At 48.0% G+C, this 15,043-nt stretch carries 14 protein-coding genes; 5 read left to right on the top strand and 9 right to left on the bottom strand.

Features of this window, described 5'->3' with window-relative positions; all coding sequences use genetic code 11:
- Nucleotides 1-2: 2 nt before the first annotated feature.
- The gene (locus tag QNM19_RS10125; protein WP_049864980.1) at nucleotides 3-362 is read left to right on the top strand and encodes a type 1 glutamine amidotransferase family protein; all 360 of its coding nucleotides are present in this window, start codon (nucleotides 3-5) and stop codon (nucleotides 360-362) included.
- Between the two features lie 42 nt (nucleotides 363-404).
- Here QNM19_RS10125 and QNM19_RS10120 read toward each other — a convergent pair whose 3' ends face one another.
- Nucleotides 405-1,028, bottom strand: coding sequence for a TIGR04211 family SH3 domain-containing protein (locus QNM19_RS10120; protein ID WP_049864979.1), 624 nt, complete (start codon nucleotides 1,026-1,028; stop codon nucleotides 405-407).
- Nucleotides 1,029-1,314: 286 nt separating this feature from the next.
- Between QNM19_RS10120 and QNM19_RS10115 the strand changes: the two genes are divergently transcribed.
- From QNM19_RS10115 to QNM19_RS10105, 3 genes are read left to right on the top strand one after another with little or no spacing between them, the layout of a single operon-like run.
- A complete protein-coding gene (locus tag QNM19_RS10115; protein WP_284026656.1) occupies nucleotides 1,315-2,832 on the top strand; it encodes a CYTH and CHAD domain-containing protein in 1,518 nt (505 codons plus the stop codon).
- A complete protein-coding gene (locus QNM19_RS10110) occupies nucleotides 2,816-3,502 on the top strand; it encodes an START domain-containing protein (protein ID WP_284026655.1) in 687 nt (228 codons plus the stop codon). The genes QNM19_RS10115 and QNM19_RS10110 overlap by 17 nt, the downstream gene beginning before the upstream one ends.
- 56 nt (nucleotides 3,503-3,558) lie before the next feature.
- Nucleotides 3,559-4,410, top strand: a complete 852-nt coding sequence (locus tag QNM19_RS10105) for an HDOD domain-containing protein (RefSeq protein ID WP_284026654.1) — start codon at nucleotides 3,559-3,561, stop codon at nucleotides 4,408-4,410.
- A gap of 63 nt (nucleotides 4,411-4,473) precedes the next feature.
- Here the strand turns inward: QNM19_RS10105 and metK are convergent, their stop codons facing one another.
- Nucleotides 4,474-5,625 carry a methionine adenosyltransferase gene (gene metK, locus QNM19_RS10100; RefSeq protein WP_010382626.1) on the bottom strand — a complete coding sequence of 384 codons (1,152 nt, stop codon included), beginning with the start codon at nucleotides 5,623-5,625 and terminating at the stop codon, nucleotides 4,474-4,476.
- Between the two features lie 361 nt (nucleotides 5,626-5,986).
- Between metK and tkt the strand changes: the two genes are divergently transcribed.
- Entirely contained in the window at nucleotides 5,987-7,981 is a 1,995-nt protein-coding gene (gene tkt, locus QNM19_RS10095; protein ID WP_049864976.1) for a transketolase, read from the top strand.
- A 60-nt stretch (nucleotides 7,982-8,041) separates the two neighbouring features.
- Here the strand turns inward: tkt and QNM19_RS10090 are convergent, their stop codons facing one another.
- The 7 genes from QNM19_RS10090 to pdxA all read right to left on the bottom strand — a co-directional run bounded on the left by QNM19_RS10090 (nucleotide 8,042) and on the right by pdxA (nucleotide 15,030).
- A complete protein-coding gene (locus tag QNM19_RS10090; protein ID WP_049864975.1) occupies nucleotides 8,042-8,821 on the bottom strand; it encodes a hypothetical protein in 780 nt (259 codons plus the stop codon).
- 9 nt (nucleotides 8,822-8,830) lie between these two features.
- On the bottom strand, nucleotides 8,831-9,583 hold the full coding sequence (locus tag QNM19_RS10085) for a hypothetical protein (protein ID WP_284026653.1): 753 nt from the start codon (nucleotides 9,581-9,583) through the stop codon (nucleotides 8,831-8,833).
- A 352-nt stretch (nucleotides 9,584-9,935) separates the two neighbouring features.
- Complete coding sequence (locus QNM19_RS10080) at nucleotides 9,936-11,951, bottom strand: methyl-accepting chemotaxis protein (RefSeq protein ID WP_284026652.1); 2,016 nt, start codon at nucleotides 11,949-11,951, stop codon at nucleotides 9,936-9,938.
- 113 nt (nucleotides 11,952-12,064) lie between these two features.
- Nucleotides 12,065-12,862, bottom strand: coding sequence for a symmetrical bis(5'-nucleosyl)-tetraphosphatase (locus tag QNM19_RS10075; protein ID WP_284026651.1), 798 nt, complete (start codon nucleotides 12,860-12,862; stop codon nucleotides 12,065-12,067).
- Nucleotides 12,862-13,251, bottom strand: a complete 390-nt coding sequence (gene apaG / locus QNM19_RS10070) for a Co2+/Mg2+ efflux protein ApaG (RefSeq protein ID WP_010382612.1) — start codon at nucleotides 13,249-13,251, stop codon at nucleotides 12,862-12,864. The genes QNM19_RS10075 and apaG overlap by 1 nt, the downstream gene beginning before the upstream one ends.
- Entirely contained in the window at nucleotides 13,235-14,041 is an 807-nt protein-coding gene (rsmA, locus tag QNM19_RS10065; protein ID WP_049865394.1) for a 16S rRNA (adenine(1518)-N(6)/adenine(1519)-N(6))-dimethyltransferase RsmA, read from the bottom strand. Before rsmA ends, apaG begins: the two co-directional genes overlap by 17 nt.
- Nucleotides 14,038-15,030: a 4-hydroxythreonine-4-phosphate dehydrogenase PdxA gene (gene pdxA / locus QNM19_RS10060; RefSeq protein ID WP_049865395.1), complete on the bottom strand. Its 993-nt coding sequence runs from the start codon at nucleotides 15,028-15,030 to the stop codon at nucleotides 14,038-14,040. Before pdxA ends, rsmA begins: the two co-directional genes overlap by 4 nt.
- Nucleotides 15,031-15,043 lie beyond the last annotated feature (13 nt).

The raw sequence follows: 15,043 nt of genomic DNA, 5'->3' as shown, positions 1-15,043 counted from the left end.
AGATGAAAGCTTTAAAAGTGTGCACATTCGCATTATTTAGTGGGCTTTTGAGCCAACCCGCTGCGATGGCATGGGACAGTACAATAGACACCACAATATCTAAGGTTACTTCAACGTATGATGGTGGCTTTTATATTGAAACACCGGCTAATTTGTGTACCTCCACGGATGATGGAAGAGCTCGAAAGGTGGCTAGTATATCTACGCAAACCAAAATAAATGGCAAATCAGCGAGTGAGCTGGGTGTCAGTTCTTTGTTATCACTGTCGCTGACAGCGGTAGCTGCCAATAAACCTGTACGCGTTTATGTGAATAATGGTGGATGGGCATGTGTACTAGGTGCCATTAAAATTCATAAATAAAAAAATGCGTGGGCCGCAGCGGCTCACGCATTTTTTACTGTTTTACGCCCAGCCGTCGTAGCGCTTACGTCGCGACAATACCAGGGTTAATATCACGCCAATCAGAATGCCCGCAATGGCAATACCGCCACCATAGCTCAATAGCATATGTTGTTCTGTTTGTGCTTTGTTTTTACTTGCCTCTACCTGAGCTTCAAGTGCCTGCTCTAATTCAGCGATGTTGTTTTTCAGCGCCTCATTATCTTGTTGTAGCTGCAGATTAGCTTGCTCCAGTTGTGGAATTTGGCTTTGCAATGTATTGAGTTCATTGCTGCTATCGCTGAGTGCCAGGTTGGCACTGTCGAGTCGTTGGCGCAATCCCGGCTCGGATGTGACGAATTGGCTTTCTACCCACCCTTCGCGTGCTTTGTCATCTCTGATCTGAATAAAGTTGTCTTGCTCTGCATTGAGGATGGTGATTGGGCTTCCGGCTTCAACAGAGCCCAAAATGCGATAATTCTTGCCCGGTCCGGTGTGCATGAATAAGTATAAATCGTCGACAATATAGCCATTATTGTCAGTTGCTGACTGCGCCTCTGTGGGGTCATTTTGCAGCTCGGTTTGCTCCGCCATTGCGCTCAATGAGAGCACAGACAGCAGCAGCGGCAAAGCGATATTTTTCAGCATTTGCAGGCCTTAAATATTGATATCGTTATAAAGTTAACAAAATAGTAGGGATTTCCCGGCGCAAAGGCAAGGGGCAGGTATTGCTGGAAAATAGTGAGCCGTTGGTTTTTAGGTCCCTTGTGAGGGGTTTATGGTGAAGATAGATGTACAGGTTTACACGTGTAATTGACGAAACCGGTTGGGATCGGTGGTGATAATGCGCTAATAATTACTAAAAGGTTTGCAAAGTGCGGACCCTTTGTATATTTTGGAGGTTCGAAAATTACATAGGTAAATCACACTCCTGATGGACACTGAGATAGAACTGAAATTTTTGGTTTCAGACAATGAAGTTCCGCTGATCCCAGCCCTTATTACCCAGTTTGCTAAAAAAGTCAGCAACAAGCCCGCTAAAAATCTGAAAAATGCCTACTTCGATACCCCCAGCCGGGAGTTACGTGCATTAGACATAGGTTTACGCACTCGCTGCAACGATGACGACTGCGAGCAGACGATTAAGCTTGCGGGAGAAGTGGTTGGTGGGTTGCATCAGCGTCCAGAATACAATCTACCCATTCAGGGCAGTCGACCTGATATTCATGCTTTTGACAGCAACATTTGGCCTATGGGTGTGCAGCTGGAATCAATCGCCAGTAACTTGTTTCCGATCTTTAGTACCAATTTTATTCGCCGCACCTGGCTGATTGAAACTGAAGCTGGTAGTGAGATTGAGGTGGTACTGGACAAAGGTGAGATCAGTGCTCAAGGGGCTGTTGAGCCTATCTCTGAGCTTGAAATTGAATTGATTGACGGCGACAGAGATGATTTATTTCTGCTGGCCGATCATTTGTTACAGCATATTGGGCTCAGACTCGGATTATACTCCAAGGCGGCAAGGGGCTATCGTATCGCCGATGATAAACCGCTCAAGGCAAATAAAACCCTGGGGGTGATTAAGTTGCCTCGTGGCTGCTCACAAGAGCAAGCACTAGTCGCAACCGTAAACCATGGTATTCAGTTTGTTCAGAAGCACGAGCAGTGCTACCTGGATGCGCCGAGTCTCAAAACGCTGAAGCGCGTCATTGATGGCGTCAGTCTGATCCGCCATGCATTCTGGTTGTTTGAGGAATTTGTTGATAAGTCATCAACAGAATCGTTGCGCAAAGAACTGAAGTGGCTATTGTCAGAGCTCGGTTGGGTGGAAAATGCGATTCACCTGAAAACTTATACTTCAAAGCGACATGCTTATTACAAGCGGATCTCCAATGCCCCTGAGCTGGCTCAGGTCATTGCCGATATGAAAGATGTACAGCCAACCGTAACAGACATAGAAGATCTGTTCCACTGTTCCCGGTACAATCGTTTGATTTTGGCACTGACTCGCTGGTTGCTGGATAAATCGTGGCGTAAAAACTGGGACCAGAACGCTATCACGGCTGCCCAAAGTCCGGTCGAGACCTTGGCCAAGCGCGCCTACGACCATGATTGGAACAAGTTAACGACGCTTTACCCGGCTGATCGGGCAATGATAGTGAAAGAGTACCTGGAGTGCCGTCAGCCGCTGGAAAACATGCTGCTAAGTGGTCACTGTCTGGGGAAATTATACGACAAAGAAACCCGTCAGGCGTTCAGAGCCCCGTGGGTTGATATTGTCTATGGTATTTATGAGTTAGAAACGCTGTTTTATCTTCGCAAGTTGTGTGAAGGCCAGCCCAATGAGGCATTGCAGGATATCCTGGTGTGGCTACAACAAAAGGCCGATTTCCTGGTCAGTGCGATGGAGCAAAGCCGTCAGGCTTCATTAAACAGTGAACCCTACTGGTAATACACTTCGCCTGGCATGTTACGGCATGCTGCTGTGGCTGGTCTGCTTTGCGGCTTCTGGCCACAGTGCACAGAGCCAGGCACACTGGCAGTCCTGGTATCACTCTTCTTTGTTTTCAATCAACTATCAGAAGCCACCCGATCACCCTTTGAGGATCCGTGTCACCGGAAAATGGCTGGGCGTCAGTGCAAAATCGGTGATCAACCTGCTACACGATACCACCCGCGTTTCCCAGTGGGTTAAGCACGTCAGCGCGGTCACAATTTTGTCTCGTCCTGCGCCAAATCAGACGTTGGTTTTGACTCACTTTGATTTGCCCTGGCCACTGCGCAAGCGGGATATGGTGACGCATGCCTGTTTATTGCAAAAGTCCCCCAACAGCTACGTGTTGGCGATACGCTCAGTCCCCGAGTACCCGGCTGAGCCAGGAATGACCCGCATTCAACCTGTCATAGTGCAATGGGTTCTGACGGAACAAGACAATGCCGTTGAGATAGACTATCAGATCTCGGCAGATATTCAGGGCGATGCGCCGCAGTGGTTTGTCGATAAAGTGGCACTGCGCAATACACGCATGTCTTTTAACGCACTGCATGCTTTGTTGCAGGCACCGATACACAACGCTGAAGCCTGGGCCATTACGCCTGCAAATACCTGCCCGTTCGAATGATCATCACTCAATCATCGTCTACACTAAAATCAAACTAGTCTGACTTGTTTGCTGTTATGCTTAATATCGATGAAAAAACGCTGGCGGAGTTACGCTCCGGTTTTAATCTGCCTGCAAAGCCTGAGGTTCTGGAACACATTCAGAATGAGCTCAATAGTGAAGAGCCTGAATTAAATCGCGTTGCGAATATCATTTCACAAGATGTCGCAACCTCGGCAGCGGTGCTAAAAGTGATTAATTCTCCGGCCTATGGGATGTCCAGGACGGTGTCTGACATTAAACAGGCTGTGATGTTTCTGGGCCTCAATAGCATCACACAGATTGTTACCGGGTACTTATTGAAAGAAGCATTTGACCAAAGCCTGTGTTGTATTTCCTTAGAGCGCTTCTGGGACAATGCCATTGATATTTCTCAGATAGCGATGCTAATTGGTAAACGGGTGCGCGCGAACGTCCCCATTGAGAACTTACAGTTACTCGGTTTGTTTCATGATGCCGGCATACCGGCCATGGCGATGCGTTATGACAACTACAAAGAGGTTATGACACGCGCTATTCAGCGGCCCGAATATACTCTGGCGAACTATGAGGAGGAGCTGTATCCGACCAATCACGCAGTGGTGGGTTACTATCTCGCGAGCTCCTGGAATATTCCCAAATCTATGTGTCAGATTATCTTACGCCATCATGATCCGCAGTACCTGGAAGAAGAGCGTGATGAGAGCGAACAACAGGCCTTTGCCATTCTTAAACTGGCAGAAAACCTCGCGTTCGAAGGTAAGTATTTTCGCAATTGTGCCGACTGGCATGCATTTAAAGATAAGATAATGATTGTCTTAAATATTCATGATGATGATTATGTGGATATTAAAGAAGATATTGAAGAGTTTCTGATCTCTGGGAATTAATTATTTAGAATTGCAAAACAAAAGGCGCCCTAAGGCGCCTTATCTGTAAATCTGAGTTTACAATTATAGACCAGCAGCTGCTTTAAGCGCTTCTGCTTTGTCTGTTGCTTCCCACGGGAATTCATTACGGCCGAAGTGACCGTACGCCGCAGTTGGCTGATAGATTGGACGTTCAAGGTCCAGCATAGTGATCAGGCCATAAGGACGCAGGTCGAAGTGGTCGCGGATCAATTCGATCAGACGTGCTTCTTCTAGTTTACCTGTGCCGAAGGTTTCAACACTGATAGATGTTGGCTCAGCAACACCAATTGCGTAAGACACCTGGATTTCACATTTGTCTGCAAGGCCTGCTGCGACAATGTTCTTAGCAACATAACGTGCTGCGTAAGCGGCTGAACGGTCAACTTTTGATGGATCTTTACCTGAGAATGCACCACCACCGTGACGTGCCATACCACCGTATGTATCTACGATGATTTTACGGCCAGTCAGACCACAGTCACCCATTGGACCACCGATAACGAAACGGCCAGTTGGGTTGATGAAGAACTTAGTTGCTTCAGTGATAAGCTCAGCGGGTAGTACTGGCTTGATGATGGTTTCCATCACAGCTTCAACCAGATCATCCTGAGAAACTGAATCACAGTGCTGCGTTGACAGAACAACCGCGTCAATGCCCACTGCTTTGCCGTTTTCATAGGCAAATGTTACCTGTGACTTAGCGTCTGGACGCAACCAAGGCAGAGTACCATCTTTACGCACCTGTGCCTGACGTTGAACCAGACGGTGTGAGTAAGTGATTGGTGCCGGCATTAGTACGTCAGTTTCGTTACAGGCATAACCAAACATGAGGCCCTGGTCGCCCGCGCCTTGCTCTTCAGGACGAGTACGGTCAACACCCTGGTTGATATCAGGTGATTGTTTACCAATGGTGTTCAGAATTGCACACGAGTCGGCGTCAAAACCCATATCTGAATGAGTGTAGCCAATTTCGCGTACCGTTTTACGCGTTAATTCTTCAATATCAACCCAGGCGCTAGTGGTGATTTCACCACCGACCATCACCATGCCGGTTTTTACGTAAGTTTCACACGCAACACGTGCTTTTGGATCTTGCTCAAGGATAGCATCTAGTACCGCATCAGAGATCTGATCGGCGATTTTATCCGGATGACCCTCAGAAACAGATTCAGAAGTAAATAAATGTTTTGCCATTGTATTTATGCTCACAAATATTGCGCTTCACAAACAACAGGAATAGCGCGAAAAAATCAGAGCGATATATTATCGAAAACGCGCACGGCTGCATAGCTTTTTTACGCCTAGACGTCTAATTTTAAACCTTTGCGAAAAACGCAGTAAAAAAGTCCCCAATGACGCTAAGATTTCATTGATTTTTAATTGCAGTGGTTACCCTAATAGGTAAGAATGGGGACCAATTTTATAATCGAGTTACCTGCATTTCGGCGTGTCATGCATTGAATTGCCACACATAAAGGTAAACGTGACAACGTCGCCACACGGGTATATTAGGTACAGATTTGCCACTCAAATGACAAAAAAAGTAGGAGACTTCATGCCATCTCGCAAAGAACTTGCAAATGCCATACGCGTTCTGTCCATGGACGCAGTTCAAAAGGCCAAATCCGGTCACCCGGGTGCCCCTATGGGTATGGCCGATATCGCAGAGGTATTGTGGCGCGATTATTTAAAGCACAACCCAAATAACCCAGATTGGGTCGATCGTGACCGCTTTGTATTATCAAATGGCCATGGCTCCATGCTCATTTATTCTCTGTTGCATTTGTCTGGTTATGATCTGTCGATCGATGAACTGAAAAACTTCCGCCAAATGCATTCCAAAACACCTGGCCACCCTGAGTATGGTTATGCTCCAGGTATCGAAACCACGACTGGACCACTGGGCCAGGGCATCACCAATGCGGTAGGTATGGCGATTGCCGAAAAAGCACTGGCAGCACAGTTTAACCGTGATGAATACGACATCGTGAATCACTACACGTATGCCTTTTTAGGCGATGGCTGTTTGATGGAAGGTATTTCGCACGAAGCGTGTTCTTTGGCTGGTACTCTGGGCTTGGGCAAGCTCATCGCATTTTGGGATGACAACGGCATCTCTATTGACGGTGAAGTAGAAGGCTGGTTTAGCGACGATACACCAAAGCGTTTCGAAGCATATGGCTGGCATGTGATTGCGGATGTAGACGGTCATGACAGCGAGGCGATCACTGCTGCTATCGAAGCAGCACGTGCTGAATCAGATAAGCCAACTTTGATCTGCTGTAAGACAGTCATTGGTTACGGCTCACCAAACAAGTCGGGTAGCCATGATTGTCACGGTGCCCCTCTGGGGGATGACGAGATCAAAGCGGCTCGCGAATTCCTGGGTTGGGAGCACGAAGCGTTTGACATTCCTGAGTCTGTTTACGCAAAGTGGGATGCTGCGGCGCACGGTCAACAAATTCAGAGCGAATGGCTGGTTAAATTCACTGAGTACCAGATGCATTACCCTGAACTGGCGGCAGAGTTTGAACGTCGTACCAAAGGTGAGTTACCTGCTGACTGGGCACAGAAAAGTGCAGAGTACATCGCACAGTTACAGGCGAACCCAGCCAATCCGGCAACTCGTAAAGCGTCACAAAATGCATTGAACGCGTTTGGTCCATTGCTACCTGAATTTATGGGTGGCTCTGCGGATCTGGCAGGTTCAAACCTGACGTTATGGGAAGGCTCTAAAGGTCTGACCGCTGACGATGCGTCAGGTAACTACATTTTCTATGGTGTACGTGAATTCGGCATGTCAGCCATCATGAATGGTATTGCACTGCACAAAGGCTTCATTCCTTACGGTGCGACCTTCCTGATGTTTATGGAATACGCGCGTAACGCGGTACGTATGGCTGCATTGATGAAGCAACCCAGTATTTTTGTTTACACCCACGATTCAATCGGTCTGGGTGAAGATGGCCCGACACACCAGCCGGTAGAGCAGCTTGCAAGCATGCGCATGACACCAAACCTGGTTAACTGGCGTCCGTGTGACCAGGTTGAATCTGCGGTTGCCTGGCAGCAGGCGATTGAACGTAAAGATGGTCCTACGTCACTGGTATTTACCCGTCAGGGGCTTGAGCAACAGGCGCGTAGTGACGAGCAGGTAGCAGCTATTAAGCAAGGTGGTTACGTGCTGAGCTGTGACGGTGAGCCAGAGCTTATCCTGATTGCAACAGGTTCTGAAGTTCAGCTGGCTGTAGAAGCGGCTGCTCAGCTTCGCGACAGTGGTAAGCGTGTACGTGTTGTATCTATGCCATCTACCGATGCGTTCGATGCACAATCTGCTGAGTACAAAGAGTCAGTATTGCCAGCGGCCGTGACACGTCGTGTTGCGATTGAAGCGGGTATTGAAGACTACTGGTATAAGTATGTAGGCCTGAATGGCGCTGTAGTAGGCATGAGCACTTTTGGTGAGTCAGCACCTGCGGCTGAGCTTTTCAAGCACTTTGGCTTTACGGTTGAGAATGTGGTTGCTAAGGCAAATGCCTTGTTCAACTAAGCTCAAACGCTAGCATTGAAAAAGCCGTTTAAGGAGACTTAAACGGCTTTTTTGTATGGCTTAAAAAAGTCCCTTTAATACATCTTCAGGGGTAAATTGAATGGTTACTGCGGCGTTGAGCGCCAGTTCGCTTTCGTCCCGGTTGTACCAGTCGGCATGTAGATAAGTGCCTTCGAGCGTCACAAAGACATACTGAAATGGCTGATACTCTGTACTCAGGCTCAGCCCATAATTACTGCTGGTTTGTTCGTACAGGGTACCGCTCAGGCAGTTCTGCTGACAGTGACTGCGATGGTCATCTGGGTTGTAACTGACTGCCAGGTTACCGTGTTGGTAGAATAAGCTGCCATACAGCAGCCATTGTGGCGTCAGTCGATATCCACTGATCCAGGCAATATCGTAGAGGGTTAAACTCTGTGAGTAATGGTTGCCCTGGTCATCGTTTCCTTCGCCATTCCCCGAGGCATGGTAAGCCACTGAAATCGCATGAGAGACATTGCCAGGTTTGGCCTCTTCGCGCGATTCCCCTGACAACTGATATTTCAGGCCATAACCGAATGTCGGAGACGATGGGCTGACTTCAGCATTAAACTCAAATCCGTGACTTAGTGAGATATCAGCCCCAAGGTATAGATCTTCTTCGTCATGAATTGGTTCACCTGTGTCTCTGGGGATCACATTGGTTTTGTTTGTTCCAAGCTTATAGTTGATAATAAATGGTGTATTAGCAACCTCTGGCGCATCAAAGCGCGCCAGATGAGAATGTACTGCCGGTGGTGTGGAACAGGCACTTAGTAACGCGCTGGCAATGAGCGCAAATGAGGATGTTATTTTTTTCATACTGTGTTATTAAAATCGATAGCCCACATTCAAGTTTGCAGAAGATTCAGACTTGGTTCTGTCAAACCAGTCGGCCTGGTGTAAGGTTGCTTCAAGGGTACCAAATACGTTGCGTGTGAAAGCATATTCCAGTGCGACACTGACGCCATAGTTTTTACCATCACTGTGGATGGGATCCGTTTTGCACCCGGTTGTGCAAAGACTAGGGTCTTTGATGTAATAGCGACCATCAATCTCGCCATCCTGATAAAACACGCTGCCATATAATAAGAGGTCGGGGGTGAATCGATAGCCACTGATCAGTGCCACATCGATGGCGTTTTTATCAAATTCCCAATGGGACTTATTATACTCCTGAAGGCCGACATAGTTGCCTGCTTCTACCCCGGAGTCATCGCCACTGACATAACCAATACTCATTGCAAGAGAGATATCGCCGCTACTGGCCTGTTCCCGGCCTTTGCCGTAGAACTGGTATTTCAGGCTATACTTGCCTTCTCCCCCGGCTGCCCAGCCCAACTCGAAGCCGTGACCCAAAGACAGTTCTGCAGCAGCGCGTAAATGTGAATCTTCAGTCGCTTCATCGTTTGTTTTCAACGCAACTACATTGGAGGTATCGGTGCCTAGCGACATACTAAGCTTAAATGGGGCTTTATTCACTTCCGGGCTATCAAAGCGCGCCATGCTGTTTAGAGATTCAGGACTGGAGTAGCAGCCACCAAGCAAACCCGATAAAGCAATAAGAGAGAGTGTTTTTTTCATTATTTTTTTACTCCATTAAAAACCGCGTTAGTGTGCAGGATTGTCCCTTAAATTACAACTTTTAAGCTCGGCGATGGATACGACAGTAGCGTGGGCTTGCATAACAAAGATTTATTAATCTTAAGCATTAAAGCTGGGCGGTTGCTACGAACAGGCTAACGAGTACCATGGCGGTTGAATAACCATTATCACAGTATTTTTCGTGGGATTATGATTTATAACAATCCGCATTATTACACTGATAGGTATAAAAGCATCACGGGGTGGGTATGTTTGGGAGCAAAATATTGTCTGGGGTAAAAAGCAAGGCCCGCTCGTTGAGCGGGCCTTTGGCATTGGTTATCTCTGGTAATCAGACTCTGAACTGGTCAACAGACAGTCTGAGCTCTTCGGCTAGCTTAGCCACTTCTGAGCTCGAAATCGATGTCTGGTTCGCGCCTTCAGCCGTTTGTTCGGCGATGGTCACAATGGACTCAAGACGTTCACTGATCTCCTGAGAGACTTGTTGCTGTTCATTGGCCGCGTTGGCAATTTCTTCACTCACGTCATGTGCACGAGACACAGCGTCCGTGATTGAATTCAGTGCCTCATTGGCCACATCGCTTTGGTGGACACAAGATTCAGCTTGTTGCTGACCTTTCGACATCGCGCTGACGGCCTCTTCTGCACCACTTTGCAACGACTCGATCATCGCCTGGATCTCTTGAGTCGACTCCTGTGTTTTGCTGGCCAGGGAGCGCACTTCGTCAGCAACAACCGCAAATCCACGACCTTGTTCACCAGCACGAGCTGCTTCGATGGCGGCATTCAGGGCAAGCAAGTTAGTTTGTTCCGCAATACCGCGAATTACATCCAGGATGCCACCAATCGCTGAACTGTCCTGATGTAGCTTGTTGATTACTTCAGACACCGCTTCGACTTCATGAGCCAGCTGTTCAATGGTGTGTTTGTTATCCTGAGAAATGCCCTTAACGCGCTCGGCCTCTTTATCGGCATTCTTGATTTCCTGCAATGCCTGATGGGCACTGTTGCTCACGCCATGGGCTGTGCTGCTCATCTCAGTGGTTGCCGTCGCGGCCTGTTCAACCTGAGACTGCTGGCTCTTAATTGCCTGGCTGGACTCAATGGTAATGGCTGAGGTCTCTTCCGAAGCAGCAGCAAGCTGAGTTGAACGTGACACGATACCGGTGATCAACTCTCGTAAGCTGGCTATGAGGCTGTTACAGCTGCGCGCCAGTTCACCAAATTCATCTTTTGCTGAGTCATCCAGTGTCTGGGTCATGTCGCCACGAGCGACGATATTTAAGACGCGGTTAACTTCAGACAATGGCTTAGTAATACGACTGACAGTCAGGTAAGCGATCGCAATCGCTAACAAGGCAGCCATGATCATACCTACCCAGGTCCACATATTTGCAGAGGTGACGTCTGCGCGTACTTCATCCTGAATATCAAACGCCAGTTGCTTTGACTGTGCAACCAGTTCACCAAGCTGTTTCAGGGCGGTATTGGTGGTCGCTTCTGCGGTGTCTAACTCTGTACGAGTTGTTTGTCGTGCCGCGATTAGCTGACCCACATTGCCGGAAATGCTATCAGAACCCTTTAGCTGCGTTAACAGGTCATCATAGTATTGTTGTAAGTCGTCTACCAATGTGCTGTCGAGCTGCGCCACTGTAGCCGTCATTAAAGACATATTGCGTTCCAGCTCTTCCAATACATAGGCCTGTTCCTTATCAACGATGTCCAGCGTGTTGCGCTCTTTGATGGTCATCATATCTGTACTGGTTGTCACCGCAGAACTAAACAGGTTTTCTAATTTTGTTGCTGCCTGATAGGCGCGACTGTCAGTATCCTGCAAGCCGTCTAAATCAAGAATATCCAGCACCACTGTGGTGGCATCTTCGGCGGCCATTTCTGTGTCTTCAAGTTGTTGCTTAAGTGTCTTTACCAACATGAGCTCACGGGCCTTGTTACTCAACAAGTCCTGCACAGAGGTCGAAAATTGGTTGAAGCTTGATTCGACCTGGCGTTTGCTCTGTGCCAGACCTGGGTCTTGATCAACCACAGCACCTAACTCAGAAAAGGTTTTATTGAACGCCTGCTGACGTTCATTGAATTTTGCCTTGAGTGAGTTCAGTTCGTCGGGTGATTGCGTAAAGTAACTCCCCTGGGCGAGCTTACTCATCTGAGTGAACTCAATTTGTAACGCAGCACTGCTGTCCAGAGCGGGCAATGAAAGCGAATTAACCAGTCTTGTGGAATTATCTATATTGGCGATCCTTAGCAGCGAGTTTCCTCCGATCATCAACAGGAGTAGAGTGATTATTATAAAACCACCCCAGATACGTTGGCTTACAGTCAAATTCATACGGGTACCATCAAATTAAAGCTGAATGAATGCTTATCGGATTTATTGCGCGATAGTTAAGTATTTTATAGCAGATGTGAATTCAAAATTCAGTAAAATCGGCTGAGAAACAGTTAATTGCTCGAAATTTGCTCATTTGCGTCTAAATCAAGCAGGGTCATCGGTCCTCCCCACACACACCCTGTATCTAAAGCAGTGACATTGGGGACTTTTGTGATCCCTTGCAAGGCTGCCCAGTGCCCAAAAAGGTAACGAGTGGTGTCATTTTGGAAGCGCGGATGCGTAAACCAGGGACGTAATTCGCCGGCATCATCGAGCGTGCCTTTATTGTCAAAATCGAGATGCCACTGCGAAGTCAGGAAGCGCATCCGGGTAAATACATTGACTATGGTATTAAACCGGCTTTGCTCGTCTGTATCAAGTAGCAGGCGAGGCTCTTTACCGTACATAGCGGGTAGAAACTGGCTCGCCTCATCGTCCTGATATTTTTGTTGAGCCCAGCGACCCAATAGTAGGGCTTGTTCAATCTCCCAATCAGGGTGGATACCGGCATGAGAAATAAAGGTGCGATAGTTATCAAGATACACGCACAATGGCTGACGGCGCAAAAAGGTCAGGTAATCTGGTAATTGCGGGTGCTGGTATAGGGCGTCGAGTTTATCTTTAGGGTTGGGCGTTTTGCCAAGCAATACATTGCAGATAAGGTGCAAGTCGTGATTGCCGAGGGTGATAGTGACGCAATCCTGATGGCGAAACACAAAGTCGAGACAGCCGAGTGAATCCGGACCCCGGGCTACAATATCGCCTACCAGATAAAGGTGGTCACGGGCTGGGTTGAAGGCAACTTCCTGCAGCAGCTGCTTTAGCGGTGTAAAGCAGCCTTGCAGATCGCCGACCACATAGTTGGCCATTAGTGCAGGATATCCGGACGGCTCAGTCTGAATACCTGGATTGGAGCGCGAAATTCAGTGCCAAATTCATTGCGCATCACATAGTAGCCTTCCATTGTGCCAACTGGCGTATCTAACACTGCACCGCTGGTGTATTGGTAGCTTTCTCCCGGACGAATAGTCGGTTGCTCACCAACGACACCATCACCTTCGACTTCGGTTTCTTTACCGTTGGCGTCGGTGATCAGCCAATAGCGGCTTTCCAGCTTGGCATTGCACAAGCTGTGATTTTTAATGGTTATGGTATAGGCAAAGACATATTTGTCTTTTTCTGGCTGAGATTGGCCTTCAACATAGAAGGCTTCTACAGATACTTTGATCGGTGAGCCGATCTCACTCTTTGTTGTCATAGATCCAGTTTGCTATCTCAATAAATTGCGAAAGGGAAATATTTTCAGCACGTAAACCCGGGTCGATCCCAAGGTTACTCAGTTGCTCGGCAGTCATCAGGTTCGATAAACTGTTGCGCAATGTTTTACGTCTTTGGTTAAAAGCTTCAAGACATACAGTATTAAGCACTTTGGTACTCTTAGCACTGCGTTGTTGCGCATCTTTAGGGATCAATCTCACAACCGCAGAGTCAACTTTGGGTGCTGGTTTAAAGCACGTAGGAGGAACCTGGATCACTGGAATGGCATGGCAATAGTATTGTGTCATGACACTCAGGCGACCATAGGCTTTACTGCCTGGTCCCGCAACCATACGGTTTACCACCTCTTTTTGTAGCATGAAATGCATGTGCTCAACCTGATCTGCAAATTCAAATAAATGAAACAGCAGTGGCGTAGAGACGTTATAGGGCAGGTTACCAAAAATCTTGAGCTTTTCGTCGCCTTTCAGAAGCGTAGAAAAGTCAAACTTCATAGCGTCGCCCTGATGTACCGTGAGCTTAGGTCCCATAAAAGGGTGGTGGATCAGGCGTTCTGCCAGGTCGCGATCCAGTTCCACAACAGTTAGCTGGTCACTCAGCTCTACCACGGGCTCAGTGATGGCACCTAAACCTGGACCTATCTCTACCAGATTGTCTGTGGGCTTAGGATCGATGGCCGTCACAATCTTATCGATGATGTTGCTGTCGTTAAGGAAGTTTTGGCCGAAGCGTTTACGGGCTCGGTGGCCCAAATGTACTTTATCTGTCATGAACTCTGTGTTTTCTCGGTGGCGAGCTTAATTGCTTCGCGGATCGCTAATTCGAAACTACCGACTTCTGCGTTGCCACTGGCGGCGAGATCGAGTGCCGTGCCATGGTCAACAGAAGTGCGGATGAAGGGCAATCCGAGTGTAATATTTACCGAATTGCCAAATCCTTTGTATTTTAACACAGGTAAACCCTGATCGTGATACATTGCCAATACGGCATCGGTATTTTCGAGATATTTCGCCTGAAATAGCGTGTCAGCGGGGAGCGGGCCAACAAAATGCATGCCCTGTGCATTGAGCTCGGCCAATACCGGCTCTATGGTATCAATTTCTTCATTGCCCAGATGACCACCTTCACCAGCATGTGGGTTTAGCCCGCATACCAGGACATTTGGCTGCTCAATGCCAAACTTGGTTTGCAAGTCCTGATAAAGAATATGCGCTACTTTCGTGAGTCGCTCGTGGGTAATGGCTTTAGACACGTAAGCCAGCGGAATATGGGTTGTGACCAGCGCCACACGAAGCCCTTCGGTGGCCAGCATCATCACCACATCGGGGGTGTTGGACTGCTGCGCAAAATATTCAGTGTGACCACTGAAGGAAATACCAGCACGGTTAATAATCCCTTTGTGCACGGGTCCTGTTACAACAGCATCGAATGTGCCGTCCATATTTTTTTCAGAGGCGATACGTAAGGTATCTAAGACGTACTGACCGTTGCGCTCGTCCAGCTCTCCTGCCGTGACGTCACAACCGCGGTCTACCTGAAGGTAATAAATACTGCCAGGTGGTGCAGCTACAGCGGGTGCATCAGGGTCGAATGGGATGAGCTTAATGGTCGTATTCAGCTCCCTGGCACGCTGTAGCATGATGTCTTTGTCCACAACCGCGACCAGCTGTGCTGGCCAGTCGTGTTGTGCAAGTTTGATGACCAAATCAGGCCCTATCCCTGCCGGTTCGCCGGGGGTGATTGCGATTCTTAAACTCATCTTAGCTCTTCTA

It is taken from the genome of Pseudoalteromonas ardens, assembly GCF_030125445.1.
Lineage (GTDB): Bacteria > Pseudomonadota > Gammaproteobacteria > Enterobacterales > Alteromonadaceae > Pseudoalteromonas > Pseudoalteromonas ardens.
Note: the sequence above shows the minus strand (reverse complement) of the source record. Positions and strands in the feature narration are given on the sequence as shown.

Excerpts from the sequence above, each read along its gene's own strand:
- QNM19_RS10125 (WP_049864980.1), top strand. The coding sequence starts at position 3 with ATGAAAGCTTTAAAAGTGTGCACATTCGCATTATTTAGTGGGCTTTTG.
- QNM19_RS10120 (WP_049864979.1), bottom strand. The coding sequence starts at position 1,028 with ATGCTGAAAAATATCGCTTTGCCGCTGCTGCTGTCTGTGCTCTCATTG.
- QNM19_RS10115 (WP_284026656.1), top strand. The coding sequence starts at position 1,315 with ATGGACACTGAGATAGAACTGAAATTTTTGGTTTCAGACAATGAAGTT.
- QNM19_RS10105 (WP_284026654.1), top strand. The coding sequence starts at position 3,559 with ATGCTTAATATCGATGAAAAAACGCTGGCGGAGTTACGCTCCGGTTTT.
- metK (WP_010382626.1), bottom strand. The coding sequence starts at position 5,625 with ATGGCAAAACATTTATTTACTTCTGAATCTGTTTCTGAGGGTCATCCG.
- tkt (WP_049864976.1), top strand. The coding sequence starts at position 5,987 with ATGCCATCTCGCAAAGAACTTGCAAATGCCATACGCGTTCTGTCCATG.
- QNM19_RS10090 (WP_049864975.1), bottom strand. The coding sequence starts at position 8,821 with ATGAAAAAAATAACATCCTCATTTGCGCTCATTGCCAGCGCGTTACTA.
- QNM19_RS10085 (WP_284026653.1), bottom strand. The coding sequence starts at position 9,583 with ATGAAAAAAACACTCTCTCTTATTGCTTTATCGGGTTTGCTTGGTGGC.
- QNM19_RS10080 (WP_284026652.1), bottom strand. The coding sequence starts at position 11,951 with ATGAATTTGACTGTAAGCCAACGTATCTGGGGTGGTTTTATAATAATC.
- QNM19_RS10075 (WP_284026651.1), bottom strand. The coding sequence starts at position 12,862 with ATGGCCAACTATGTGGTCGGCGATCTGCAAGGCTGCTTTACACCGCTA.
- apaG (WP_010382612.1), bottom strand. The coding sequence starts at position 13,251 with ATGACAACAAAGAGTGAGATCGGCTCACCGATCAAAGTATCTGTAGAA.
- rsmA (WP_049865394.1), bottom strand. The coding sequence starts at position 14,041 with ATGACAGATAAAGTACATTTGGGCCACCGAGCCCGTAAACGCTTCGGC.
- pdxA (WP_049865395.1), bottom strand. The coding sequence starts at position 15,030 with ATGAGTTTAAGAATCGCAATCACCCCCGGCGAACCGGCAGGGATAGGG.